Origin of the sequence: Streptomyces sp. TRM68416 (assembly GCF_014596915.1) — a bacterium.
Lineage (GTDB): Bacteria > Actinomycetota > Actinomycetes > Streptomycetales > Streptomycetaceae > Streptomyces.
The window spans coordinates 120,529-144,104 of the sequence record NZ_JACVWU010000016.1 but is presented as its reverse complement, the minus strand read 5'-3'; the positions used below and the strand labels follow the sequence as shown (position 1 = coordinate 144,104).

General features: G+C 71.9%; 22 protein-coding genes. 15 read left to right on the top strand and 7 right to left on the bottom strand.

Annotated features, from left to right (window positions below):
* The first annotated feature begins 79 nt into the window (after positions 1-79).
* Together ICC28_RS25030 and ICC28_RS25025 are read left to right on the top strand one after the other, a co-directional pair.
* Positions 80-1,501, top strand: a complete 1,422-nt coding sequence (locus tag ICC28_RS25030; RefSeq protein ID WP_188290946.1) for an NAD-dependent malic enzyme — start codon at positions 80-82, stop codon at positions 1,499-1,501.
* 297 nt (positions 1,502-1,798) lie between these two features.
* Positions 1,799-2,080 (top strand): HU family DNA-binding protein, encoded by a 282-nt coding sequence (locus tag ICC28_RS25025; RefSeq protein WP_004000874.1) that lies wholly within the window; start codon positions 1,799-1,801, stop codon positions 2,078-2,080.
* Between the two features lie 188 nt (positions 2,081-2,268).
* Here ICC28_RS25025 and murA read toward each other — a convergent pair whose 3' ends face one another.
* Positions 2,269-3,615, bottom strand: coding sequence for a UDP-N-acetylglucosamine 1-carboxyvinyltransferase (gene murA / locus ICC28_RS25020; RefSeq protein ID WP_188290945.1), 1,347 nt, complete (start codon positions 3,613-3,615; stop codon positions 2,269-2,271).
* A 252-nt stretch (positions 3,616-3,867) separates the two neighbouring features.
* On the opposite strand from murA, the gene ICC28_RS25015 reads away from it, so the two are divergent.
* The 13 genes from ICC28_RS25015 to ICC28_RS24955 all read left to right on the top strand — a co-directional run bounded on the left by ICC28_RS25015 (position 3,868) and on the right by ICC28_RS24955 (position 17,472).
* Positions 3,868-4,440: a YqgE/AlgH family protein gene (locus ICC28_RS25015; RefSeq protein WP_188290944.1), complete on the top strand. Its 573-nt coding sequence runs from the start codon at positions 3,868-3,870 to the stop codon at positions 4,438-4,440.
* Between the two features lie 29 nt (positions 4,441-4,469).
* Positions 4,470-4,763, top strand: a complete 294-nt coding sequence (locus ICC28_RS25010) for a DUF3039 domain-containing protein (protein WP_188290943.1) — start codon at positions 4,470-4,472, stop codon at positions 4,761-4,763.
* A gap of 392 nt (positions 4,764-5,155) precedes the next feature.
* Positions 5,156-6,775, top strand: a complete 1,620-nt coding sequence (locus ICC28_RS25005) for a beta-N-acetylhexosaminidase (protein ID WP_188290942.1) — start codon at positions 5,156-5,158, stop codon at positions 6,773-6,775.
* 224 nt (positions 6,776-6,999) lie between these two features.
* Positions 7,000-7,893 (top strand): FAD binding domain-containing protein, encoded by an 894-nt coding sequence (locus ICC28_RS25000; protein ID WP_188290941.1) that lies wholly within the window; start codon positions 7,000-7,002, stop codon positions 7,891-7,893.
* Positions 7,890-9,689, top strand: coding sequence for a 2Fe-2S iron-sulfur cluster-binding protein (locus tag ICC28_RS24995; RefSeq protein WP_188290940.1), 1,800 nt, complete (start codon positions 7,890-7,892; stop codon positions 9,687-9,689). Before ICC28_RS25000 ends, ICC28_RS24995 begins: the two co-directional genes overlap by 4 nt.
* Entirely contained in the window at positions 9,686-11,995 is a 2,310-nt protein-coding gene (locus tag ICC28_RS24990) for a xanthine dehydrogenase family protein molybdopterin-binding subunit (protein WP_188290939.1), read from the top strand. Before ICC28_RS24995 ends, ICC28_RS24990 begins: the two co-directional genes overlap by 4 nt.
* A 266-nt stretch (positions 11,996-12,261) precedes the next feature.
* The gene (locus ICC28_RS24985) at positions 12,262-12,867 is read left to right on the top strand and encodes an SUKH-4 family immunity protein (RefSeq protein WP_317454097.1); all 606 of its coding nucleotides are present in this window, start codon (positions 12,262-12,264) and stop codon (positions 12,865-12,867) included.
* On the top strand, positions 12,758-13,201 hold the full coding sequence (locus tag ICC28_RS24980; protein ID WP_317454098.1) for a GNAT family N-acetyltransferase: 444 nt from the start codon (positions 12,758-12,760) through the stop codon (positions 13,199-13,201). Before ICC28_RS24985 ends, ICC28_RS24980 begins: the two co-directional genes overlap by 110 nt.
* A gap of 33 nt (positions 13,202-13,234) precedes the next feature.
* Positions 13,235-13,432, top strand: coding sequence for a hypothetical protein (locus tag ICC28_RS24975; protein WP_188290937.1), 198 nt, complete (start codon positions 13,235-13,237; stop codon positions 13,430-13,432).
* The gene (locus tag ICC28_RS24970) at positions 13,432-13,800 is read left to right on the top strand and encodes a type II toxin-antitoxin system death-on-curing family toxin (protein WP_188290936.1); all 369 of its coding nucleotides are present in this window, start codon (positions 13,432-13,434) and stop codon (positions 13,798-13,800) included. Before ICC28_RS24975 ends, ICC28_RS24970 begins: the two co-directional genes overlap by 1 nt.
* Positions 13,801-13,920: 120 nt before the next feature.
* Positions 13,921-15,714 carry a DEAD/DEAH box helicase gene (locus ICC28_RS24965; RefSeq protein ID WP_188290935.1) on the top strand — a complete coding sequence of 598 codons (1,794 nt, stop codon included), beginning with the start codon at positions 13,921-13,923 and terminating at the stop codon, positions 15,712-15,714.
* A 290-nt stretch (positions 15,715-16,004) separates the two neighbouring features.
* Positions 16,005-16,646: an IclR family transcriptional regulator gene (locus ICC28_RS24960; RefSeq protein WP_188290934.1), complete on the top strand. Its 642-nt coding sequence runs from the start codon at positions 16,005-16,007 to the stop codon at positions 16,644-16,646.
* Positions 16,647-16,680: 34 nt separating this feature from the next.
* Entirely contained in the window at positions 16,681-17,472 is a 792-nt protein-coding gene (locus ICC28_RS24955; RefSeq protein ID WP_188290933.1) for a S16 family serine protease, read from the top strand.
* A 260-nt stretch (positions 17,473-17,732) separates the two neighbouring features.
* On the opposite strand, the gene ICC28_RS24950 is transcribed toward ICC28_RS24955, so the two are convergent.
* The 6 genes from ICC28_RS24950 to ICC28_RS24925 all read right to left on the bottom strand — a co-directional run bounded on the left by ICC28_RS24950 (position 17,733) and on the right by ICC28_RS24925 (position 23,516).
* Positions 17,733-18,695, bottom strand: coding sequence for a glycine betaine ABC transporter substrate-binding protein (locus ICC28_RS24950; protein ID WP_188290932.1), 963 nt, complete (start codon positions 18,693-18,695; stop codon positions 17,733-17,735).
* Positions 18,692-19,594 carry an ABC transporter permease gene (locus ICC28_RS24945; RefSeq protein WP_188290931.1) on the bottom strand — a complete coding sequence of 301 codons (903 nt, stop codon included), beginning with the start codon at positions 19,592-19,594 and terminating at the stop codon, positions 18,692-18,694. Before ICC28_RS24945 ends, ICC28_RS24950 begins: the two co-directional genes overlap by 4 nt.
* Positions 19,591-20,838, bottom strand: a complete 1,248-nt coding sequence (locus tag ICC28_RS24940; protein WP_188290930.1) for a betaine/proline/choline family ABC transporter ATP-binding protein — start codon at positions 20,836-20,838, stop codon at positions 19,591-19,593. Before ICC28_RS24940 ends, ICC28_RS24945 begins: the two co-directional genes overlap by 4 nt.
* Positions 20,831-21,478, bottom strand: a complete 648-nt coding sequence (locus ICC28_RS24935) for an ABC transporter permease (protein ID WP_188291007.1) — start codon at positions 21,476-21,478, stop codon at positions 20,831-20,833. The genes ICC28_RS24940 and ICC28_RS24935 overlap by 8 nt, the downstream gene beginning before the upstream one ends.
* Positions 21,479-21,497: 19 nt before the next feature.
* Positions 21,498-21,977 carry an Lrp/AsnC family transcriptional regulator gene (locus ICC28_RS24930; RefSeq protein WP_188290929.1) on the bottom strand — a complete coding sequence of 160 codons (480 nt, stop codon included), beginning with the start codon at positions 21,975-21,977 and terminating at the stop codon, positions 21,498-21,500.
* A gap of 165 nt (positions 21,978-22,142) precedes the next feature.
* A complete protein-coding gene (locus ICC28_RS24925) occupies positions 22,143-23,516 on the bottom strand; it encodes a tetratricopeptide repeat protein (protein ID WP_188290928.1) in 1,374 nt (457 codons plus the stop codon).
* Positions 23,517-23,576: the final 60 nt, after the last annotated feature.

Below are 23,576 nucleotides of genomic sequence, written 5' to 3'. Positions count from 1 at the left end.
CTACCACGTACTCAGTGGTAGGTGCGACGATCGGACGGCAATACCTGGTGTCACACGGTGAAAGCAGAGGAAGTCGGCCATGGCAACGGCGCCCAGCGTCTCCTACTCGATGACGGTCCGGCTGGAGGTGCCCGCGAGCGGAACCGCGGTCTCCCAGCTCACCGGGGCCGTCGAGTCCCACGGAGGCTCGGTCACCGGCCTCGACGTCACCGCCTCCGGGCACGAGAAGCTCCGCATCGACGTCACCATCGCCGCCACCTCCACGGCACACGCCGACGAGATCGTCGAGCAGCTGCGCGGCATCGAGGGCGTCACGCTGGGCAAGGTCTCCGACCGTACGTTCCTGATGCACCTCGGCGGCAAGATCGAGATGGCGTCGAAGCACCCCATCCGCAACCGTGACGACCTCTCCATGATCTACACGCCGGGCGTGGCCCGCGTCTGCATGGCGATCGCCGAGAACCCCGAGGACGCCCGCCGCCTCACCATCAAGCGCAACTCCGTTGCGGTTGTGACGGACGGCTCCGCCGTGCTCGGCCTCGGCAACATCGGCCCCAAGGCCGCGCTGCCGGTCATGGAGGGCAAGGCGGCCCTCTTCAAGCGGTTCGCCGGCATCGACGCCTGGCCGATCTGCCTCGACACCCAGGACACCGACGCGATCGTCGAGATCGTCAAGGCCATCGCCCCCGGCTTCGCCGGCATCAACCTGGAGGACATCTCCGCCCCCCGCTGCTTCGAGATCGAGGCCCGGCTGCGCGAGGCCCTCGACATCCCCGTCTTCCACGACGACCAGCACGGCACCGCGATCGTCGTACTCGCCGCCCTCACCAACGCACTTCGCGTGGCAGGCAAGGCGATCGAGAACATCCGGGTCGTCATGTCCGGTGCCGGCGCGGCCGGTACGGCCATCCTCAAGCTGCTGCTCGCCGCCGGGGTGAAGAACGCCGTCGTCGCCGACATCCACGGCGTCGTGCACGCCGGCCGCGAGGACCTGGTGGAGGCCGCCGCGGACTCGCCGCTGCGCTGGATCGCCGACAACACCAACCCCGAGGGCCTGACGGGGACGTTGAAGGAGGCTGTGCGCGACGCCGACGTCTTCATCGGCGTCTCCGCCCCGAACGTCATCGACGGCAACGACGTGGCCGGCATGGCCAAGGACGCCATCGTGTTCGCGCTCGCGAACCCGGACCCCGAGGTCGACCCGGCGGTCGCCCGCCAGACGGCGGCGGTCGTGGCCACCGGCCGCTCCGACTTCCCGAACCAGATCAACAACGTGCTGGTCTTCCCGGGTGTCTTCCGCGGTCTGCTGGACGCGCAGTCCCGCACGGTCAACACCGAGATGATGCTCGCGGCCGCGAAGGCGTTGGCGGACGTGGTGACCGAGGACGAGCTGAACCCGAACTACATCATCCCGAGCGTCTTCAACGACAAGGTCGCGGGCGCGGTCGCGGGAGCGGTGCGGGAGGCCGCCAAGGCCGCGGTTGCGGGCGCTTCGGCGTGATGTCGTAGCCATGTCGTACTGTGCCAGGGCTGTGAGGATCGCCTCATGGCCCTGGCACCGGCGCGTCGCGGGACCGCGGGCCTGTGGCCGCCCGTTAGGTTGGCGGGCACGCGCAGGCCTTTCGTGTGACTCCCTAGGGTGTTCTCACGACTCCGACGGGTGCCGGATTGGCTTTCCCGCCGCAGGTAGGGGCAGGATGCGTCCCTGGGCGCGAGCGCATCGGGCTTCACAGCGCCCAACATGCGGCTCCGCCGCGTGGCACGCCTCAACGGCAAGTTAGAACACGGGAGTAACAACATGAACCGCAGTGAGCTGGTGGCCGCGCTGGCCGACCGCGCCGAGGTGACCCGCAAGGACGCCGACGCCGTGCTGGCCGCGTTCGCCGAGGTCGTCGGCGACATCGTCTCCAAGGGCGACGAGAAGGTCACCATCCCCGGCTTCCTGACCTTCGAGCGCACCCACCGCGCCGCTCGCACCGCGCGCAACCCGCAGACCGGCGACCCGATCCAGATCCCGGCCGGCTACAGCGTGAAGGTCTCCGCGGGCAGCAAGCTGAAGGAAGCCGCCAAGGGCAAGTAAGCGCTCCGCTTCGAGCGCCGGGGACTGAGCGCCGTAGACGCAGGGCGCCGTCGCAGTCTGACGGTCCGTTGTGGCTGGTCGCGCAGTTCCCCGCGCCCCTAGGGCTGCGCCCCTGCGGGGCGCGCCCCACAAACGCCGAAGGGCGGCCACCCAACCCGGGTGGCCGCCCTTCGGCGTACGCGTGTGTGTCAGCCGAGCGCCTTGCCCGGGAGTTCTACCTTCGCGCCCAGTTCCATGAGCTTTTCCATGAAGTTCTCGTAGCCGCGGTTGATGAGGTCGATGCCGTGGACCCGGGAGGTGCCCTGGGCCGCGAGGGCGGCGATGAGGTAGGAGAAGCCGCCGCGCAGGTCGGGGATGACGAGGTCGGCGCCCTGGAGCTTGGTCGGGCCGGAAACGACCGCCGAGTGCAGGAAGTTGCGCTGGCCGAAGCGGCAGTCGGAGCCGCCCAGGCACTCGCGGTAGAGCTGGATGTGGGCGCCCATCTGGTTGAGCGCGGAGGTGAAGCCGAGGCGGGACTCGTAGACCGTCTCGTGGATGATGGACAGGCCCGTGGCCTGGGTGAGGGCCACCACCAGCGGCTGCTGCCAGTCCGTCTGGAAACCCGGGTGGACGTCCGTCTCCAGCGCGATCGACTTCAACTGGCCACCGGGGTGCCAGAAGCGGATGCCCTCGTCGTCGATCTCGAAGGCACCGCCCACCTTCCGGTAGGTGTTCAGGAACGTCATCATCGAGCGCTGCTGGGCGCCGCGGACGTAGATGTTGCCCTCGGTCGCCAGCGCCGCGGACGCCCAGGAGGCGGCCTCCAGACGGTCCGGCAGGGCACGGTGGTTGTAGCCGCCGAGCCGGTCCACACCCGTGACTCGGATGGTCCGGTCGGTGTCCATCGCGATGATGGCGCCCATCTTCTGCAGAACGCAGATCAGGTCCTCGATCTCCGGCTCCACGGCCGCGTTCGAGAGCTCGGTGACGCCCTCGGCGAGGACGGCCGTCAGCAGCACCTGCTCGGTCGCGCCCACGGACGGGTACGGCAGCCGGATCTTCGTGCCGCGCAGCCGCGTCGGCGCCTCCAGGTACTGGCCGTCCGCCCGCTTCTCGATGCGCGCGCCGAACTGCCGCAGCACCTCGAAGTGGAAGTCGATCGGCCGGCCGCCGATGTCGCAGCCGCCGAGGCCGGGGATGAAGGCGTGGCCGAGGCGGTGCAGCAGGGGGCCGCAGAACAGGATCGGGATACGGCTCGAACCCGCGTGGGCATCGATGTCAGCGACGTTCGCGCTCTCGACGTGCGAGGGGTCCATCACCAGCTCGCCGGGCTCCTCACCCGGACGGACCGTCACACCGTGCAGCTGCAGCAGGCCGCGTACGACTCGCACGTCACGGATGTCCGGAACGTTGCGCAGCCGGCTCGGCTCACTGCCCAGCAGTGCGGCGACCATGGCCTTCGGCACGAGGTTCTTCGCGCCGCGCACACGGATCTCGCCCTCCAGCGGGGTTCCGCCGTGGACAAGCAGTACGTCGTCAGAGCCGTTGACGGTCATGTATCTCGCGTTCCGATGAGTGGGGCAGGGGCCAGAAGGGAAAGGGTAATCGCCGCCCACCCCCCTTCTGTAAGCCCAAGTACCGTCCAGGTACGTCATAGCTGTGTCACAACACGAAGCGTTGGCCCCCGGGTACGACGGGTCACCGGGCCAGGTGTGCGCCGGGGGCGCTCGATCCGTCGCTGAGCTGCGTTCACTCCCTTACCCGGATTGCCTCCCCACGCGGGGGGAAGATGCGGGATCATGTCTGGCATGACCGAGGTGTCCTCGCTCACAGGGCGGTTGCTCGTGGCAACACCCGCCCTGGCGGACCCGAACTTCGACCGCGCGGTGGTGCTCCTTCTCGACCACGACGAGGAGGGCTCGCTCGGTGTCGTCCTCAACCGTCCGACCCCGGTGGACGTGGGCGACATCCTGGAGGGCTGGGGGGATCTCGCCGGCGAGCCCGGTGTGGTCTTCCAGGGCGGCCCGGTGTCCCTCGACTCCGCCCTCGGCGTCGCCGTCATCCCGGGCGGCGCGTCCGGCGAGAGAACCCCGCTGGGCTGGCGCCGGGTGCACGGCGCGATCGGCCTCGTCGACCTGGAGGCCCCGCCGGAGCTGCTCGCCTCCGCCCTCGGCAGCCTGCGGATCTTCGCCGGGTACGCCGGCTGGGGGCCGGGCCAGCTGGAGGACGAGCTGGTGGACGGCGCCTGGTACGTGGTGGAGTCCGAGCCGGGAGACGTCTCCTCCCCCTCGCCGGAGCGGCTCTGGCGCGAGGTGCTGCGCCGCCAGCGCAACGAGCTGGCGATGGTGGCCACGTATCCGGACGACCCTTCGCTCAACTGATGGGTGTGACCTTCAGTACCCTGGCTGTTATGAGCACTCTTGAGCCCGAGCGCGGGACTGGTACGGGGACCCTCGTAGAGCCGACGCCACAGGTGTCCCACGGCGACGGCGACCACGAGCGCTACGCCCACTACGTCCAGAAGGACAAGATCATGGCGAGCGCCCTCGACGGGACCCCCGTCGTGGCGCTGTGCGGCAAGGTGTGGGTGCCCGGCCGCGACCCGAAGAAGTACCCCGTGTGCCCCATGTGCAAGGAGATCTACGAGTCCATGGGCTCCGGCGGGGACGACAAGGGCAAGGGCAAGGGCGGCGACAAGAAGTAGCCCGCCGGCCCGCCCGAGGTTCCGCAAGCCCCCTGGGGCGCGCCACGGCGCGCCCCAGGGGGCTTGCGTTGTGCGGTCGCGGCCGGCCCCGGACGACGGTGCCGTTGCTGCATTCCTTCCGACGGTTTCCGACGTGCTCGCCACCCCTTGATCGCCCTTCTCGCGGCGACCGCCGTGACGCGATTTTTGTTCACTTCCGAACCATCTTGCTGATCATGTTGCAGATGGCCCGGACGGCGCCCGTCGAGGCCCCACCGCTCTTTCTCGCGGCTCTTTCCAATTCGGATGCAGCGGGGGGCGACGGCCGAACGAGCGTGTTTTTCTGGTGTTCTTCGTACCCGTACAGCGACGGCCGGTCTCCGGGCCGGGCGGAGCGGTAAAGGACTGATGGCATGAGCTTCGAGGAACTGATTCCGGCTCCCCGCAAGGCCTGGTGGGTGCCGCCGGGGCGGGGAGCGTTTCCCCTCGACGAGGAGACCGCGCTGCACGCGGGGCCCGGCACCGAGCGGGTCGCGTCCTGGCTGCGCGCCACCCTCGGCGCCGCCACCGGACTGCCGTTCCCCGACGGCCGCAACGGCATTGAGCTGGGCGTGGACACCGGCATGGAGCCGGAGGCCTACCGCGTCGCCGTCGACGGGCATGCCGTACGGATCGACGGCGGCAGCGCGGCCGGCGTCTTCTGGGGCGCGCAGACGCTCAGGCAGCTCCTGGGGCCCGATGCCTTCCGGCGGGCGCCGCTCGGTCCGCGCCGGGAGTGGCTCGTGCCCATGGCGGTGATCGAGGACTCGCCGCGCTTTGCCTGGCGCGGTCTCATGCTCGACGTGGCCCGCCACTTCATGCCCAAGGACGGGGTCCTGCGCTACCTCGACCTGATGGCCGCGCACAAACTCAACGTCCTCCACTTCCACTTGACCGACGACCAGGGCTGGCGCGTCGAGATCAGGAAGTACCCGAAGCTCACCGAGGTCGGTTCCTGGCGCGCGCGGACGAAATTCGGTCACCGCGCCTCACCGCTGTGGGAGGAGAAGCCGCACGGGGGCTTCTACACCCAGGACGACATCCGGGAGATCGTCGCCTACGCCGCCGAGCGGCATATCACCGTCGTCCCCGAAATCGACGTACCCGGCCACTCGCAGGCCGCCATCGCCGCGTATCCGGAACTCGGCAACACCGACGTCATCGACACCACTTCCCTGACCGTCTGGGACAACTGGGGGATCTCCGCCAACGTACTCGCCCCCACTGACAACACCCTGCGCTTCTACGAGGGGGTGTTCGAGGAACTCCTGGAGCTGTTTCCCTCCCGGTTCGTTCATGTGGGCGGCGACGAATGCCTCAAGGACCAGTGGCGGCGGTCGCCGGTCGCGCAGAAGCGCATCCAGGAACTCGGGGTCGCCGACGAGGACGGACTTCAGGCCTGGTTCATCGGGCACTTCGACAACTGGCTCTCCGCGCGCGGGCGCAGGCTCATCGGCTGGGACGAGATCCTGGAGGGCGGGCTGGCCAAGGGCGCGGCCGTGTCGTCGTGGCGCGGCTACGCGGGCGGGATCGCCGCCGCGCGGGCCGGGCACGACGTCGTCATGTGCCCCGAGCAGCAGGTCTATCTGGACCACCGCCAGCACGCGGGCGCGGACGAGCCGGTCCCCATCGGCTACGTCCGCACCCTGGAGGACGTCTACCGCTTCGAGCCCGTTCCGCCGGAACTGACGGAGGACGAGGCCGCGCACGTCCTCGGCACGCAGGCCAACGTATGGACCGAGGTGACGGAGGATCAGGCGCGCGTGGACTACCAGACGTTCCCGCGGCTCTCCGCCTTCGCCGAGGTGGCCTGGAGTCGGCTGCCCGCCCCCGCGGAACGGGACTTCGCCGACTTCGAGCGGCGGATGGCCGCCCATTACCGGCGACTTGACGCCCTGGGCGTCGGCTACCGGCCGCCCACCGGCCCGCTGCCGTGGCAGAAGCGGCTCGGCGTGCTGGGACGGCCCATCGAGGGGGCGCCACCGAACAGGTAATGGAAAAACCCCGGCAAGGATCACTGAAGAGTGTCAATCGGTGCGCACGGGTGATGCCGTACGAAAACGGACCATCTCCCCGATGAGGTGGGCGAATGCCTCCTAGCGGACCCCCGCGTTCGGCCCCTGCGAAGATGTGCCAGAGTTGCCACGTCCGCCCTGTCAGCACGTACCGTACGGCAGCAACAGGTGGGACCAGGGGGCAGCGGGAAGGGGCAGCCGGTTTGACCACGCACGCACCGCAGGCGGCGCAGTCCGTCACGCTGCCCACGACGCTGGACGAGGCCGTGGCGGCGCTCACCGCCATGCCGGCCGCCGTCCCCGTGGCCGGCGGCACCGACCTGATGACCTCCGTCAACTCCGGGCAGCTCAGGCCCACCGCCCTGGTCGGCCTCGGCCGGATCAGCGAGATCCGCGGCTGGCAGTACCAGGACGGTCACGCGCTGCTCGGCGCCGGACTCACCCACGCGCGCATGGGCCGCCCCGACTTCGCCGCGCTCATCCCGGCGCTCGCCGCGTCCGCGCGGGCCGCCGGGCCGCCGCAGATCCGCAATGCCGGCACGCTGGGCGGCAACATCGCCACGGCGGCCCCCACGGGCGACGCGCTGCCCGTGCTGGCCGCCCTGGAGGCGACGCTGATCATCGCGGGCGCGGGCGGAGTCCGCCGGGAGATCCCGGTGTCGCACCTGCTGGCCGGCATGGAGATGCTGCGCGCCGGCGAACTCATCGGCTTCGTGCGGGTGCCGCTGCTGCACGCCCCCCAGGTCTTCCTCAAGGCGACCGGCCGGACCGGACCGGGGCGGGCGATGGCCTCCGTCGCGCTCGTCCTCGACCCCGCCCGGCGCGGGGTGCGGTGCGCGGTGGGCGCCATAGCGCCGATGCCGCTGCGGCCCCTGGAGGCCGAGCAGTGGGTCGCCCAGCTGATCGACTGGGACAACAACCGCGCCATCGTCCCGGAGGCCCTGACCGCCTTCGGCGAGTACGTCGCCGCGGCCTGCATCCCCGACCCGGTCCCGGAGAGCGACGGCTCCGTGCCGCCGCTCCCGCCCGCCGTACTGCACCTGCGGCGCACCGTCGCCGCGCTGGCCCGACGAGCACTGGGGAGGGCGCTGTCGTGACCGACGACCGGCACGGAGAGGGCACGCCCCAGGGCGCGGGCCGCTGGGACCCGCTGCCCCAGGGCGAGTACGACGACGGCGCCACCGCCTTCGTGCAGCTCCCCGAGGGCGGCATCGACGCCCTGCTGGCCTCCTCCGACAGTCCGCTGGCCGCACCCGGCCACGGCTACGTCCCGCCGCCGATAACGGTCACGCCCGCCACCACCGCGGGCACCGACCCGGCGGCCACCGGCACCTGGACGATGCCCGCGGGCGGCGCCCAGTGGCCCGAACCGGACGCGGTGCCCCAGGAGACCGGCGACGACCGGTTCACCTACGACCCGGGCGCCACCGGCCAGTGGACCTTCGAGAACGCGGCGCCCGCGCCCGCACCCGGGCCCGGGCACGATGTGACCGGCGAGTGGTCGATCCCCGTCGCGGGCGGCGACCTCCCGGACGAATCGGGCGAGTTCACCACCTCGTCGCTGGTCGAGCAGTGGGGCGGCACCCCGCCGCCCACGCTGCCCGGCGGCGCGCCCGCGCCGTGGGCGACGCAGGCGATCGGCGAACCGTGGGGACCGCAGACCGGCGGGCCCGGTACCCACCCGCACACCGAGCCCACCCCCCACGGCACGCACACGCACGTGCCCGCCGAGGGTGACGGTGCCGCCGCGGCCGTAGCGCGGGAGCGGGCCGGGGACGACGTCCACGCGCGTGTGCCCGGGGACGATGCCCACGCGCGTGTGCCCGCCGAGGGCAACGGTGCCGCCGCGGCCGTGGTGCGGGAGCAGGACGCGGACGGGCACGCGCGCGTGCCCGGGGACGACGCCCACACGCGCGTGACTGCCGAGGGTGACGGTGCCGCCGCGGCCGTAGCGCGGGAGCGGGACGGGGACGACGTCCACGCGCGTGTGCCCGGGGACGATGCCCACGCGCGCGTGCCCGTGGACGCCGAGCCCGTCCCCGATCAGCCCGTGGAGCCCGAGTCGGCGGCCGTCGGCACTGGCACGGGGAGCACCCCGGAGGACGCGCAGGAGGCCGCTGAGGAGCGTGCGGCGCCCGAGGGGCCGGAAGGGCCGCGGGAGTCCGACGAGGGCGCCACGGAGGCCGCCGACGAGGCCGCCGGGACCGAGGCGTCCGACGCGAGCGACGGGTCCGGTGAGCGGCCCGCCCTGCCCGGCGAGGAACACCCCCTCGCCTCCTACGTGCTGCGCGTCAACGGCGTCGACCGGCCCGTCACCGACGCCTGGATCGGCGAATCGCTGCTCTACGTGCTGCGCGAGCGGCTCGGCCTCGCGGGCGCCAAGGACGGCTGCTCGCAGGGCGAGTGCGGGGCCTGCAACGTCCAGGTCGACGGCCGGCTCGTCGCCTCCTGCCTGGTCCCCGCCGTGACCGCCGCCGGCAGCGAGGTCCGTACCGTCGAGGGCCTCGCCGTCGACGGACAGCCCTCCGACGTGCAGCGGGCGCTCGCCCGGTGCGGCGCCGTGCAGTGCGGCTTCTGCGTGCCCGGCATGGCGATGACCGTCCACGACCTGCTGGAGGGCAACCCCGCCCCGACCGAGCTGGAGACCCGCCAGGCGCTGTGCGGCAACCTGTGCCGCTGCTCCGGCTACCGGGGCGTCGTCGAGGCCGTCAAGGAGGTCGTCGCCGCGCGCGAGGCACACAGGACGGCCGACAGTGAGTCGGATCCGGACGAGGCCCGTATTCCGCACCAGGCGGGCCCGGGAGCCGGCGGCGTCAACCCCTCGGCGTTCGAGGACCCGGCGTCCGCGGCACCGCATGACCAGGCGTACGGACAGGACGGAGGCCAGGCGTGAGCAACGAAGCCGCCACCGCGACCAGCCCCGCGGCGGCAGCGCCCGCCCCCGAACCGATCCCGCACGGCCTCGGCGCCTCCCTGGCGGCCGCCGACGCCCGCGCCAAGACCGAGGGCACCTTCCCCTACGCGGCCGACCTGTGGGCCGAGGGCCTGCTCTGGGCGGCCGTCCTGCGCTCCCCGCACGCGCACGCGCGCATCGTCTCCATCGACACCACCCACGCGCGCGAGATGCCCGGCGTCCGCGCCGTCGTCACCCACGAGGACGTCCCCGGCACGCCGGTGCACGGCCGCGGCAAGGCCGACCGCCCGGTGTTCGCCTCCGAGGTCGTGCGCCACCACGGCGAGCCCATCGCCGCCGTCGCCGCCGACCACCCCGACACCGCGCGCATGGCCGCGGCCGCCGTCATCGTCGAGTACGAGGTCCTCGACCCGGTCACCGACCCCGAGCAGGCCTTCGAGGCCGAGCCGCTGCACCCCGACGGGAACCTGATCCGGCACATCCCGCTGCGCCACGGCGACCCGGACGCGGCCGGCGAGATCGTCGTGGAGGGCCTGTACCGCATCGGCCGCCAGGACCCCGCCCCCATCGGCGCCGAGGCCGGCCTCGCCGTGCCGCGCCCCGACGGCGGCGTCGAGCTGTACCTCGCCTCCACCGACCCGCACACCGACCGCGACACCGCCGCCGCCTGCTACGGGCTGGTGCCGGAGCAGGTGAAGGTCGTCGTCACCGGCGTGCCCGGCGCCACCGCCGACCGTGAGGACCAGGGCTTCCAGCTGCCGCTCGGCCTGCTGGCGCTCAAAACCGGCTGCCCGGTGAAACTGACGGCCACGCGCGAGGAGTCCTTCCTCGGCCACGCCCACCGCCACCCGACACTGCTCAGGTACCGCCACCACGCGGACGCCCAGGGCAAGCTGGTGAAGGTCGAGGCGCAGATCCTGCTGGACGCGGGCGCGTACGCGGACACCTCCTCGGAGGCGCTGGCCGCCGCGGTGGCCTTCGCCTGCGGTCCCTACGTCGTCCCCCACGCGTTCATCGAGGGCTGGGCCGTCCGCACCAACAACCCGCCCTCCGGCCACGTACGCGGCGAGGGCGCCATGCAGGTCGCCGCCGCCTACGAGGCGCAGATGGACAAGCTGGCGAAGAAGCTCGGCCTCGACCCGGCGGAGCTGCGCCTGCGCAACGCCATGGCGACCGGCGACGTCCTGCCCACCGGCCAGACCGTGACCTGCCCGGCGCCGGTGGCCGAACTCCTCCAGGCGGTACGGGACTTCCCGCTGCCCCCGCTGCCCAAGGACACCCCCGAGGACGAGTGGCTGCTGCCCGGCGGCCCCGAGGGCGCGGGCGAACCGGGCGCGGTGCGCCGGGGCGTGGGCTACGGGCTCGGCATGGTGCACATGCTGGGCGCGGAGGGCGCCGACGAGGTGTCCACGGCGACCGTGAAGGTCCACGACGGGGTCGCGACGGTCCTGTGCGCGGCCGTCGAGACCGGCCAGGGCTTCACCACCCTCGCCCGCCAGATCGTCCAGGAGACGCTCGGCATCGACGAGGTGCACGTCGCCCCCGTCGACACCGACCAGCCGCCCGCGGGCGCCGGCTGCCGGGGCCGCCACACCTGGGTGTCCGGCGGCGCGGTGGAACGCGCGGCGAAGATGGTCCGCACGCAGCTGCTCCAGCCCCTGGCGCACAAGTTCGGCATGTCCACCGAGCTGCTCCAGATCACCGACGGCAAGATCACGTCCTACGACGGTGTCCTGTCGACCACGGTCACCGAGGCGATGGACGGCAAGGAACTGTGGGCGACCGCGCAGTGCCGCCCGCACCCCACCGAGCCGCTGGACGAGACCGGCCAGGGCGACGCGTTCGTGGGCCTGGCGTTCTGCGCGATCCGCGCGGTCGTGGACGTCGACATCGAACTCGGTTCGGTACGGGTGGTGGAGCTGGCGCTCGCCCAGGACGTCGGCCGGGTGCTCAACCCCGCGCAGCTCGCGGCGCGCATCGAGGCGGGCGTCACGCAGGGCGTCGGCATCGCGCTGACGGAGAACCTGCGCACCGCACGCGGCCTGATCCGCCACCCCGACCTCACCGGCTACGCCCTCCCGACGGCCCTCGACGCGCCGGACATCAAGATCGTGAAGCTGGTGGAGGAGCGGGACGTCGTCGCCCCCTTCGGGGCGAAGGCGGTCAGCGCGGTACCGGTGGTCGCCTCCCCGGCGGCGATCGCCTCCGCGGTACGGGCAGCGACGGGCCGCCCGGTGAACCGCCTGCCGATCCGACCGCAGGCGGCCGTGGTCACCGGGCAGTAGGCGGCTGCGGTTGCTGGACGGTGGGCGGTTGTGGTCGCCGGGCGGTGGGCGGTCGTGGCCACCGGGCGTTGGGCGGTTGTGGTTGGTGGGCGGCGGGCGGCTGTGGTCACCGGGCGGTGTGTGGTCGTGGCCACCGGGCAGTAGGCGGACGCGCCTTGGGTCGGGGCGAGGGTGTTGTCAGTGGGGCGGCGTAGTGTGACGAGCACGTGCACGACCTGCCCCGGCCCGGCCTTCGCCCGGGGCACAGTGAGCATCCCGGGGGAACGATGAGCACGACCGCCACCGCATCAGGCCTCGTCCTGGACCTTCATGCCCGGCTGCTGGACCAGGAGTTCGGCCGGGGCCGGATGATGCGCTTCGAGGACGTCGACTTCCCCGCGGCGCTCACCCACGAACCGACCCGCCGCTTCCTGCGCGAGACGGGCCTGCCCGAGGACGGTGTCCTGTTCCACCCGGACGCGGACGTGCCACTGCCCACGCTCGCCGAACTGTGCGCTGAGGAAGGCATGCCGGAGGTTCCGGCCCGCTCCGGGCGGCTGATCCGCCTCGGCCGGCTGACCGGCGGCACCAGCCTCCTGCTGGACGGCGGGACCGGCGCGGTACTGGACTGGCGCGGCCCCGGCACCACCCCGCACCCGCTGCCGCACGTCGACGTCTCCACGGTCGTCTTCACTCTCTGGCTGATCCGCCACGCCAGGACGTCCGGCCGCTCACCATGTACGGATGGAGAACATCACCGTCCGCCCGGCGCGGCCCGACGAGCTGACGGCCGTCGCCGGCCTGCGCTGGCAGTGGATCACCGAGAACGGCGAAGAGCCGACGAGCGTCGACCGTGCGGACTTCGTCCGGCACTTCACCGCCTGGGCGGCTGAGCACGCCTCCTCGCACCGCTGCACGGTCCTGGTGCGCGACTCCGCCGTCATCGGCATGGCGTGGCTGGCGATCGTACGCCGCGTACCGACCCCGTACGCCCCGGACCGGGCGTCGGGCGATCTCCAGTGCGTGTATATCGTCCCCGAGGCCCGGGACGCGGGCCTCGGCGGCCGCCTGATCGACGCCGTCCTCTCCACGGCCCGGGATCTCGGCCTGGAGCGGGTCACGGTCCACTCCTCACCACGGGCGATCCCGGCGTACGCCCGCGGCGGCTTCGAAAGCTCCCCACGTCTGCTGCATGCCCATGTCGGTCGTGCGACGGAGTTCCGGTGACACCACGTGGTACCACGTAGTACCGTCGAAGGCATGGCTGGACTGAATCTGCGGTTTACGGAAGAGGAGCTGGACGCCCTGCGAGAGCGCGCGGCGGCGGAAGGGCGCAGCATGCAGGCTTTCGCGCACGATGCGGTGATCGCGGCCATAAACGAACACTCCCGGCTGTTCAACGAGGCTGCCGAACACGTACTGAAGGCCAGCGCCGAGCTGAACCGGAGGCTCGCCTGATGTACTACCTCACGCTCCCCGAGCTGCTGAATCTCGCGCAGCGGCTCGGGGCGGACGAGGTGCGCGACTACGGGCTGCTGGACTCGGCTCTGGCACGTCCCCGGTCGAGCGTCTTCGGGCAGGACGCCTACCCGGACGTATGGCAGAAGGCCGCGGCGCTCATGGAGTCCCTCGCCCGCAACCACGCCCTAGTCGACGGAAACAAGCGCATCGCCTGGTACGCGACCTGGGTCTTCCTGCACGTAAACGGTCATCCCCTGGACGCCGGCTTCGACGCGGACGAGGCCGAGCGGTTTGTCCTGGACGTCTGCCAGGGGGCCCTGGACGTACCCAAGATCGCGGCGCAGTTGCCGCGCTTCGCGCGCTGACTGTGACCTCGGTCCCACCCCAGGGCGACCCGCCCTCGTTCGCGCGTTGACGGTCGCAGGTCGCCGGTAGGGTGGCCCGGTTGTCATACGTAGCCGAGCCGCCCAACCCCTACGGAGACCGTGACTACCACCGCCGCCTCCACCTCGCACCACCTCTCGCCCGCCTTCCCCGGCCGTGCCCCGTGGGGTACCGCCAGCAAGCTGCGTGCCTGGCAGCAGGGGGCGATGGACAAGTACATCCAGGAGCAGCCGCGTGACTTCCTCGCGGTGGCGACCCCGGGCGCGGGCAAGACGACCTTCGCCCTCACCCTCGCCTCCTGGCTGCTGCACCACCACGTCGTGCAGCAGGTGACCGTCGTCGCGCCGACCGAGCACCTGAAGAAGCAGTGGGCCGAGGCGGCCGCGCGGATAGGGATCAAGCTCGACCCCGAGTACAGCGCGGGACCGCTCGGCAAGGACTACCAGGGCGTCGCCGTCACATACGCCGGTGTCGGCGTGCGGCCCATGCTGCACCGCAACCGCGTCGAGCAGCGCAAGACCCTCGTCATCCTCGACGAGATCCACCACGCCGGTGACTCCAAGTCCTGGGGCGAGGCCTGCCTGGAGGCGTTCGAGCCCGCCACCCGCCGGCTCGCGCTCACCGGCACGCCGTTCCGGTCCGACACCAACCCCATCCCCTTCGTCACGTACGAGGAGGGCAACGACGGCATCCGCCGCTCGGCCGCCGACTACACCTACGGGTACGGCAACGCGCTGGCCGACCACGTCGTCCGGCCGGTCATCTTCCTCTCCTACAGCGGCAATATGCGCTGGCGTACCAAGGCGGGCGACGAGATCGCCGCCCGGCTCGGCGAGCCGATGACCAAGGACGCGATCAGCCAGGCCTGGCGTACGGCGCTGGACCCGCGCGGCGAGTGGATGCCGAGTGTGCTGCGCGCCGCCGACCAGCGGCTGACCGAGGTCAGGAAGGCCATCCCGGACGCCGGTGCCCTCGTCATCGCCTCCGACCAGGACTCCGCGCGCGCCTACGCCAAGCTGATCCGCGAGATCACCGGCACCAAGGCGACCCTCGTCCTGTCCGACGACGCCGGAGCGTCCAAGCGGATCGACGACTTCAGCAACAACACCGACCGCTGGATGGTCGCGGTCCGGATGGTGTCCGAGGGCGTCGACGTGCCCCGGCTCGCCGTCGGCGTCTACGCCACCACCATCTCCACCCCGCTCTTCTTCGCCCAGGCCGTCGGCCGTTTCGTACGGTCCAGGCGGCGCGGCGAGACCGCCTCCGTCTTCCTGCCGACCGTGCCCGACCTGCTCACCTTCGCCAACGAGATGGAGGTGGAGCGGGACCACGCCCTCGACAAGCCGAAGAAGGAGGGTGAGGAGGACCCGTACGCCGAGTCCGAGAAGGAGATGGAGGAGGCGAACAAGGAGCAGGACGAGGACACCGGCGAGCAGGAGCAGTTCTCCTTCGAGGCGCTGGAGTCCGAGGCCGTCTTCGACCGCGTCCTCTACGACGGCGCCGAGTTCGGCATGCAGGCCCATCCCGGGAGCGAGGAGGAGCAGGACTACCTCGGCATCCCCGGGCTCCTCGAACCCGACCAGGTGCAGCTGCTGCTCCAGAAGCGGCAGGCCCGGCAGATCGCGCACAGCCGCAAGAAGCCGGATGCCGAGGCCGACCTGCTGGAGCTGCCCGCCGAGCGGCGACCCGTCGTCTCGCACAAGGAGATGATGGAGCTGCGCAAGCAGCTCAACACGATGGTCAGTGCCTACGTCCACCAGAGCGGCAAGCCGCACGGTGTCATCCACACCGAGCTGCGCCGGGTGTGCGGCGGCCCGCCGAGCGCGGAGGCGACCGCGGGGCAGTTGCGGCAGCGCATCGCCAAGGTGCAGGAGTGGGCCACGCGGATGCGGTGACCCGGCCCGACGGGCGGGTGACGTACGTAACAGGACAAACGCAAGCAGGCCGTACCGGTCCATGCCCGGATTCTGGACGGAGCCTTCCGCTCAGCGAACCGCCTTCGCTAATGTCCCGCTACGCACACGCCCCGTGGCAGCGCCGCCGCGGAGCGCAGCCGTGAAGCGACGCGGTCCGGACAGGCCGGGCCGCCAGCCGATCGGCGGCCTCTGAAGCGCGTCACTGACGGGACTCGGTGACGCATCCGCCGCGAGGGGGCTGCCGACCTCACCACTAAGGAGTGGGCGTCGTGACCGCGGAGACCTCCCAGACGCTCGACCGGGGACTGCGCGTCCTCAAACTGCTGGCCGACACCGACCACGGGCTGACCGTCACCGAGCTTTCCACCAAACTCGGCGTGAACCGGACCGTTGTGTACCGGCTGCTCGCCACGCTGGAGCAGCACGCCCTCGTCCGTCGTGACCTGGGCGGACGCGCCCGCGTGGGGCTCGGGGTGCTGCGCCTGGGCCGACAGGTGCATCCGCTGGTACGGGAGGCCGCGCTGCCCGCGCTGCGGTCGCTGGCCGAGGACATCGGGGCGACGGCACATCTCACACTGGTGGACGGGGCGGAGGCGCTGGCCGTCGCCGTGGTCGAGCCGACGTGGACGGACTACCACGTGGCCTACCGGGCCGGGTTCCGGCACCCGCTGGAGCGGGGCGCGGCCGGCCGGGCGATCCTCGCGGCGCGGCGGCAGCCGCCGGAGGACCCCGGGTACACCCTGACGCACGGGGAGCTGGAGGCCGGGGCCAGCGGGGCCGCGGCGCCGCTGCTCGGGGTCACGGGCGTCGAGGGCAGCGTCGGGGTCGTGATGCTGGCGGACGCGGTGCCGGAGCGGGTGGGGCCGCGGGTCATGGACGCGGCCCGGGAGGTCGCGGAGGCGCTGCGCTGACGGCGCCGAACCGGCCCCGCGTTAGATTGACCCCGTGCTCTCTCGTCTCTCGCGTCCCCAAGCCCTCGCCGTCTGCGCCGCTCCTGTCGTGGGGCTGCTCGCCGCCGCGCTGTTCGCGCCGCTGCCGTTCGCGCTGACGCAGCCCGGGATGACGGCGGACGTGCTGGGCGCGGACCGGGGCGAGCCGGTGATCACGATCTCCGGTGCGCCGACCCGGAAGACCAGCGGGGAACTGCGGATGACCACGATCGAGGCGACCGGCCCCGACGCGACCGTCCAGCTCGGCGATGTGCTCGACTCCTGGTTCCGTACGGACCGGGCGGTCATGCCGCGGGACGCGGTCTACCCGAGCGGGCAGAGCACCAAGGAGATCGAGGAGTACAACACCGAGCAGATGCGGGAGTCCCAGGACACCGCGACCGAGGCCGCGCTGAACCACCTCGGCCTCGACGGCAAGGACATCAAGGTCACCCTGGAACTCGCCGACGTCGGCGGCCCCAGCGCCGGTCTGCTGTTCTCCCTCGGCATCATCGACAAGCTGGACGGCGACGGCAGCGGCGGCGATCTCACCGGCGGCCGCAGCATCGCCGGTACGGGGACCATCGACGCGCACGGCACCGTCGGCCCGGTCGGCGGCGTCGCCCTGAAGACGCAGGCCGCGCGGAGGGACGGGGCGACCGTCTTCCTCGTCCCCGAGGCCGAGTGCTCCGACGCCAAGGCCGAGCTGCCCGAGGGGCTGCGCCTGATCCCGGTGACCACCCTCAAGGGCGCGGTCGACGCCCTGGTCGCCCTGGAGAAGGGCGGGGGGTCCGTCCCCAACTGCTGAGTCAGGCCTCTTCGAGGGGGTGTTGCCAGCGGAGGCCGGGGAAGCGGGCGAAACCGCGTCGGCCGTGTAGAAGGCGGCGCCGTGCCCTGTGGCGAGGGCGGCGAGGCGGGCGTGCGGGACGAGGCTGCCGCGAGCGCCCGCCTTGAGACTCGGGCGTTCGAAGATGTCCCAGTGGCGGGGGCCTCAAAGAGCGATACATCATGATGTGCCAGGAGGAATCCCTGATGCGCGGAATTGCCTCCTCCGCTCACCCCGGCCGCTCACCCCTCCTTGACGAACCCCTCCGCCTTCATCCAGTCCAGCGCCACCTTGTGCGGGTCCTCCCCGTCGACATCCACCTTGGCGTTCAGCTCCCGCGCCACGGCGTTGTTCAGCCTGGCCGTCACCGGGGCCAGGATCTCCGCGATGGCCGGCCATTCCTTCAGGGTCCTGGAGTTGATCTCGGGCGCCGCGTTGTAGTTCGGGAAGAACTTCCGGTCGTCCTCCATCACCGCGAGGTTCATCGACTTGATGCGGCCGTCGGTGGTGAAGACCTCGCCGTAGGCGCAACTGCCCTTCGCGGCCTGGGTGTAGATGATCCCGGTGTCCATCTGCGTGATGTTCTTCGCCGGGACGCTCATCCCGTACGCCTTCTGCATGCCCGGCAGCCCGTCCGCGCGGTTGGCGAACTCGCCCTCCACGCACAGCGTCACCGCACCGGGGTCGGACTCGGCCAGCTCCGCCACGTCCGAGAGCGTCTTCGTGCCGTACTTCCGGGCGTTGGCCCGGTTCGTCGCCAGGGCGTAGGTGTTGTTCAGGGCGGAGGGCTCCAGCCAGGTCAGCCCGTTCTTGAAGTCGGCGTCCCGGACCGCCTCCCACTGCGCCCGCGGGTCGTCGATCGGCTCGCTGTTGCCCTGGTACGTGATCCAGGCGGTGCCCGTGTACTCGTACATGGCGTCCGCGTCACCGGACCTGACCGCCTCCCGGGCCCCGATGGAGCCCTGGATGCCGGTGCGGTCGAGGACGTCCGCGCCCGCCGCCTCGAAGGCGATGCCCATGATCGCGCCGAGGATCAGCTGCTCGGTGAACTCCTTGGACGTCACCGTCAGGTCGGCGCCCTTGAGCGGTTCGCCCCGGCCGATCGAGCCGGGGACGACGTTGTCGACCATGGGAGAGCCGCTGGTCAGTCCGCAGCCGGAGACCACGGTCAGCGCTCCCGCGAGCACCAGGCACGCGCGTCTCACGCCGTCACCTCCAACCCCCGCGGCCGGAGCAGCAGTTCGGCCAGTGAGGCCAGCCAGTCCACCAGCAGCGCCAGCGCCACCGTGAGGATCGACCCCAGCATCAGCACCGGCATCCGCTGGTTGGTGATGCCGGTGGTGATCAGTACGCCCAGGCCGCCGCTCCCGCCGAAGGTCGCCAGGGTCGCCGTACCGACGTTCAGGACGAGGGCCGTGCGCACGCCCGCCAGGATCAGCGGGACGGCCAGGGGGAGTTCCACCCGGGTCAGCACGCCGAGCGGGGACATGCCGATGCCGCGGGCCGCCTCCAGCAGGGTCGGGTCGTTGGCCTTCAGGCCCGCCATTGTGTTGGAGAGCACCGGCAGGACGGCGTAGATGACGATGCCGATCAGGGCCGCCTTCATGCCGGTGCCGAGCCAGATCACCAGCAGGGCGAGCAGGCCGATCGCCGGGGTCGCCTGACCCGTGTTGGCGACCGCCATCGCCACCGGGGTGGCCTTGCGGAACGCCTTGCGGGTGAGCAGCACGCCCAGCGGGATCGCGATGATCAGCACGAAGAAGGTGGAGATCACCGTCAGTTCCACGTGCTGCCACAGGGCCTTCGACACCTGGCCGTTCGACAGCGCGTTCTCGGAGATCGAGTCCAGGTCGGCCTGCTGGAACCACAGCCAGGTCGCCAGCAGCACCGCCACCAGCAGCGCGGGCAGGAACGTCAGCTTCTGCCAGGTCACCCGGCGCGGCGGGGCCGCAGACGGCGGGGGCGTCCCCCGCCCGGCCTCGCCCTCGCCCTCGTCCCGGAGCGCGAAGTTCTCGCCCTCGCCCTCGTCCCGGAAGGCGAGGCCCTCGACCTCGTGCTCGCCGTGCGGACGCCGGTGTCCTGGGGGCCTCGAAGGAACCGTCACGCCTTCTTCTCCCCTCCGTCGCCCTCCTGCTCGGCATGCGTCTGCGGGGCGCGGGCCGCCTCCAGCTCGTGCTGGTGCTCCATCGCCTCCAGCCGGTCCGCCTCCAGCAGTTCGTGCACGGAGTTCATCAGCGTCTCCATGTCGACGACGCCGTCGTACTCCCCGCGCCGCCCGGTGACCGCGACCCGCCCCGCGTTGTCGGTGAGGACGGCCTCCAGGGCGTCGCGCAGGGTGGCGTCCCGGGTGACCGTGTCGTGCACCAGCGTGCCCGCGCGGGCCAGTGAGCCCTTGGCCCGCATCAGGTCGCCGCGTCGGAGCCATTTGTAGGGGCGGCGGCGCTTGTCGAGCAGCAGGATCTCGTTGGTGCCGCTGGAGCGGAGCTTGTTGAAGATCTCCTGGAGCGGGTCGTCGACGGTGACCGTCGGATAGTCGGTGATCTCCACGTCCCGTACGCGGGTCAGGTTCAGCCGCTTCAGCGCCGCCCCGGCCCCGACGAACCCCGACACGAAGTCGTCGGCCGGGTTGGTCAGGATCGCCTCGGGGGTGTCGAACTGGGCGATGTGCGAGCGTTCGCGCAGCACGGCGATGCGGTCACCGAGCTTGATCGCCTCGTCGAAGTCGTGGGTGACGAAGACGATCGTCTTGTGCAGCTCGTGCTGCAACCTGATCAGCTCGTCCTGGAGATGGTCCCGGGTGATCGGGTCGACCGCGCCGAACGGCTCGTCCATCAGCAGCACCGGGGGATCGGCGGCCAGCGCCCGCGCCACGCCCACCCGCTGCTGCTGCCCGCCCGACAGCTGACGCGGATAGCGGCCGTGGAACTCGCCGGGGTCCAGGCCGACGAGGTCGAGCAGCTCCTCCACCCGGTCCCTGGTCCGCGCCTTCGGCCAGCCGACCATCCTCGGCACGAGCGCGATGTTCTGCGCGACCGTCATGTGCGGGAACAGCCCCGCCGACTGGATCGCGTAGCCGACCTTGCGGCGCAGCTTCACCGGGTCCATGTCGGTGACGTCCTCGCCGTTGATGCGGATCCGGCCGCCGGTCGGCTCGATCAGCCGGTTGATCATCTTGAGCGTGGTGGACTTCCCGCACCCGGAGGGGCCGACGAAGACGACCAGCTCGCCCGCCCTGATCTCCATGTTCACGTTGTCCACCGACGGCTGCGGATTGCCGGGGTACCGCTTGGTCAGGTTCTCCAGCTCGATGGAGGCACCCGAGGCGCCGGACGTACTGGACTCAGGCACGGATCCCCCTGGGAATGGTCAGCCGTCCGATCAGGACGTACGCGGCGTCGAACAGCAGCGCCAGGACGATGATCCCGAGCGTGCCCGCGAGTACCTGGTTGAGCGCGTTCTTGCTGCCGAGCGAGGCGATCCCGCGGAAGATCTCGTTGCCGAGGCCGGGCCCGGAGGCGTAGGCGGCGATCGCCGCGATGCCCATCAGCATCTGCGTCGAGACCCGGATCCCGGTCAGGATCGGCGGCCAGGCCAGCGGCAGCTCGACCCGGGCCAGACGCATCGGCCGGGACATCCCGATGCCCTTGGCCGCGTCCACCAGGGCGGGGTCGACCCCGCGCAGGCCGACGATCGCGTTGCGCACGATCGGCAGCAGCCCGTAGAGCGTCAGCGCGATCACCGTGGGCGGCACGCCGAGCCCCACGACCGGAACGAGCAGGCCGATCATGGCCAGCGAGGGAATGGTCAGGACGGTTGAGGTGGTCGTGGTGGCGAGATTGCCGGCCCATTCGCTGCGGTAGGTGGCCACGCCGATCAGCACGCCCAGCACGGTCGCCACGACCATGCACTGGAAGACGGCGCTCGCGTGTTGGTAGGCGTCCGTGAACAACTGCTGGTGGCGGGTGCCCAGGTACTCCCAGAAGTTCACAGCGCTCACCCCAGGTCGGCTACGGTCGCGCCCGGTCCTCCGCCGCCTGCTCCACCAGCGGGATGATCCGCAGCGGAACGGGGTTCTCCATCACGATCGCGGTGGAGGCCCGGACGATCCCATCGAAACCGACGACCAGGTCGATCACACGCTGGAGATCGGCGTTCGAGCGGGCCACGAGCCGGCACAGCATGTCCCCGCTGCCGGTGGTCGTGTGCAGCTCCAGCACCTCCGGAACGGTCGCCAAGTGCGCCCGTACGTCGGCCCCTTGGCCCTGCCGGATCTGCAGCGTGGCGAAGGCCGTGACCGGATAGCCGAGCGCCGCCGGGTCGACCTGCGGACCGAATCCGCGGATGACTCCGTTCGACTGAAGCCGGTCCAGGCGCGCCTGCACGGTCCCGCGCGCCACACCCAGCCGCCGGGACATCTCCAGCACCCCGATCCGCGGCTCGCGCGCCAGCAGCACGATGATCCGCCCGTCCAGCTGGTCGATCGTCACGAAATGCCCTCCCGGCGCCTGATCATCCTGTACAGGAGGCCCGCCGAGGCGGACGTACCGCCGCACACATTGCCCAGCGATCAAGCGAACTATTACGCACTTTGCCAGACCTGACCAGGCTGCCTGACCCAGACCTGACCAGGCTGCCCAATGAGGTCCTTCGAGCTAATGAGGCCCTTCGAGCGAGGGCTCGCCCAGTTCCCGGAGGGCCAGGCGGGCCTCCCGCGCGTGACGGACGGAGAAGTACGGGTTGATCCGCAGCGCCTCCTGCAGATGCCGCCGCGCGGGGCCGGACCGCCCCAGCTCCCGCTCGATCATGCCCCGGTGGTAGGCGTACAGGGCGCTGCGCACCCCGCCGCCCCGGGTGCCGTCCGTGGCGATCCCGGCGAAGCGCAGGGCCTCCTCGTGCTGTCCGGACCGGTGCAGGGCCCAGCCCAGCGCGTCGGCCACCGGGATGCCGGGCTGCCGCTTCCACTCGGCCCGCAACCGCCGTACCGCCGCCCGCGGATCACCGTGGTCGGCCTCGAACTGCCCCAGCACCAGGTTCTCGTCGGCCCCGCCCGCGGCGGCGCCGCGCACCCGCTCGCGCAGCACGTCGTACTGGACCTCGGCCGCCTGCTCCCGGCCCAGCGACTCGTACAACTCGCCCAGTTCCAGGGCGTACTGGGGGAGCGGCTGCTGGGCCAGGGCCGCCCGGTAGGCGCTCAGCGCCTCCGACGTGCGGCCCAGCGCCGCCAGCGCCCGCCCCTGCCCGGCCAGCGCGGCCCCCTGGTCGGGGTCCAGCCGCAGCGCCGCCCGGAAGTGCCGCAGGGCGGCCTCGCGGTCCCCGCGCTCGAAGGCGAGCCGCCCGCCCTGCTCCAGGTACGCGGCCTGCTCGGCGGGTGTCCCGGCGGCCGCCGCGGCGTCGGACAGCTGGGCCGCCGCGTCCTCGCGCCAGCCCCGGTCGCGGTAGACGGCCGCCGCCCGCGCCATCACGGCCGGACCGGAGCGCAGCTCCAGCAACCGGTCGAGGGCCTTCTTGGCCGCCTTGTGGTCACCGACGCCCGTGTACGCGTCGATCAGCGGCGGATACGTCGTCCACCGCTTCGGGGCCGCCTTCAGCGCCGCCTCGCCCCAGGTGCGCGCGGCAGGGAAGTCGCGGCGCGCGTTCGCCAGCGAGGCCAGCGCGCCCAGCGCCTCCGCGTTGCCCTCGGGCCGTACCTTCAACGAGGTGCGCAGCGCCCGCTCGGCCCGCGGATAGTCCGCCGCCTGCCCGGTCCGCCGCCCCCGCTCCACGTAGGCGGCCCCGAGCACCGCCCAGGACTCCGCGTCCTTCGGATGCGCCCGCAGATGAGCCTCCCGCTCACCGATCAGCACCGCCAGGTCGGGCAGCGCCGCGGGCACCCCGGTGGTGACCGCGGCCAGCGCCTGCGCCCCCGGGGCCGGCGCGGGCGGCCCGCCCGCCGGACGCTCCCACGGCAGCAGCATCAGCACCCCGCCGAGCACGGCACACCCCGCCACGGAGGCGGCCACCACCCGCAGCCCTCGTTGGTTCTCCATGGCGCTCACTGTGCGTCAATACGACGACCACACCCCGGCTTACGACGGTCGGCGCAGACG

What these genes read in the sequence shown, in the direction of transcription:
- ICC28_RS25010 (WP_188290943.1), top strand. Translation starts at nt 4,470, where the DNA reads ATGAGCACTCTTGAGCCCGAGCGCGGGACTGGTACGGGGACCCTCGTA.
- murA (WP_188290945.1), bottom strand. Translation starts at nt 3,615, where the DNA reads ATGACCGTCAACGGCTCTGACGACGTACTGCTTGTCCACGGCGGAACC.
- ICC28_RS25015 (WP_188290944.1), top strand. Translation starts at nt 3,868, where the DNA reads ATGACCGAGGTGTCCTCGCTCACAGGGCGGTTGCTCGTGGCAACACCC.
- ICC28_RS24925 (WP_188290928.1), bottom strand. Translation starts at nt 23,516, where the DNA reads ATGGAGAACCAACGAGGGCTGCGGGTGGTGGCCGCCTCCGTGGCGGGG.
- ICC28_RS25025 (WP_004000874.1), top strand. Translation starts at nt 1,799, where the DNA reads ATGAACCGCAGTGAGCTGGTGGCCGCGCTGGCCGACCGCGCCGAGGTG.
- ICC28_RS25005 (WP_188290942.1), top strand. Translation starts at nt 5,156, where the DNA reads ATGAGCTTCGAGGAACTGATTCCGGCTCCCCGCAAGGCCTGGTGGGTG.
- ICC28_RS24975 (WP_188290937.1), top strand. Translation starts at nt 13,235, where the DNA reads ATGGCTGGACTGAATCTGCGGTTTACGGAAGAGGAGCTGGACGCCCTG.
- ICC28_RS25030 (WP_188290946.1), top strand. Translation starts at nt 80, where the DNA reads ATGGCAACGGCGCCCAGCGTCTCCTACTCGATGACGGTCCGGCTGGAG.
- ICC28_RS24970 (WP_188290936.1), top strand. Translation starts at nt 13,432, where the DNA reads ATGTACTACCTCACGCTCCCCGAGCTGCTGAATCTCGCGCAGCGGCTC.
- ICC28_RS24985 (WP_317454097.1), top strand. Translation starts at nt 12,262, where the DNA reads ATGAGCACGACCGCCACCGCATCAGGCCTCGTCCTGGACCTTCATGCC.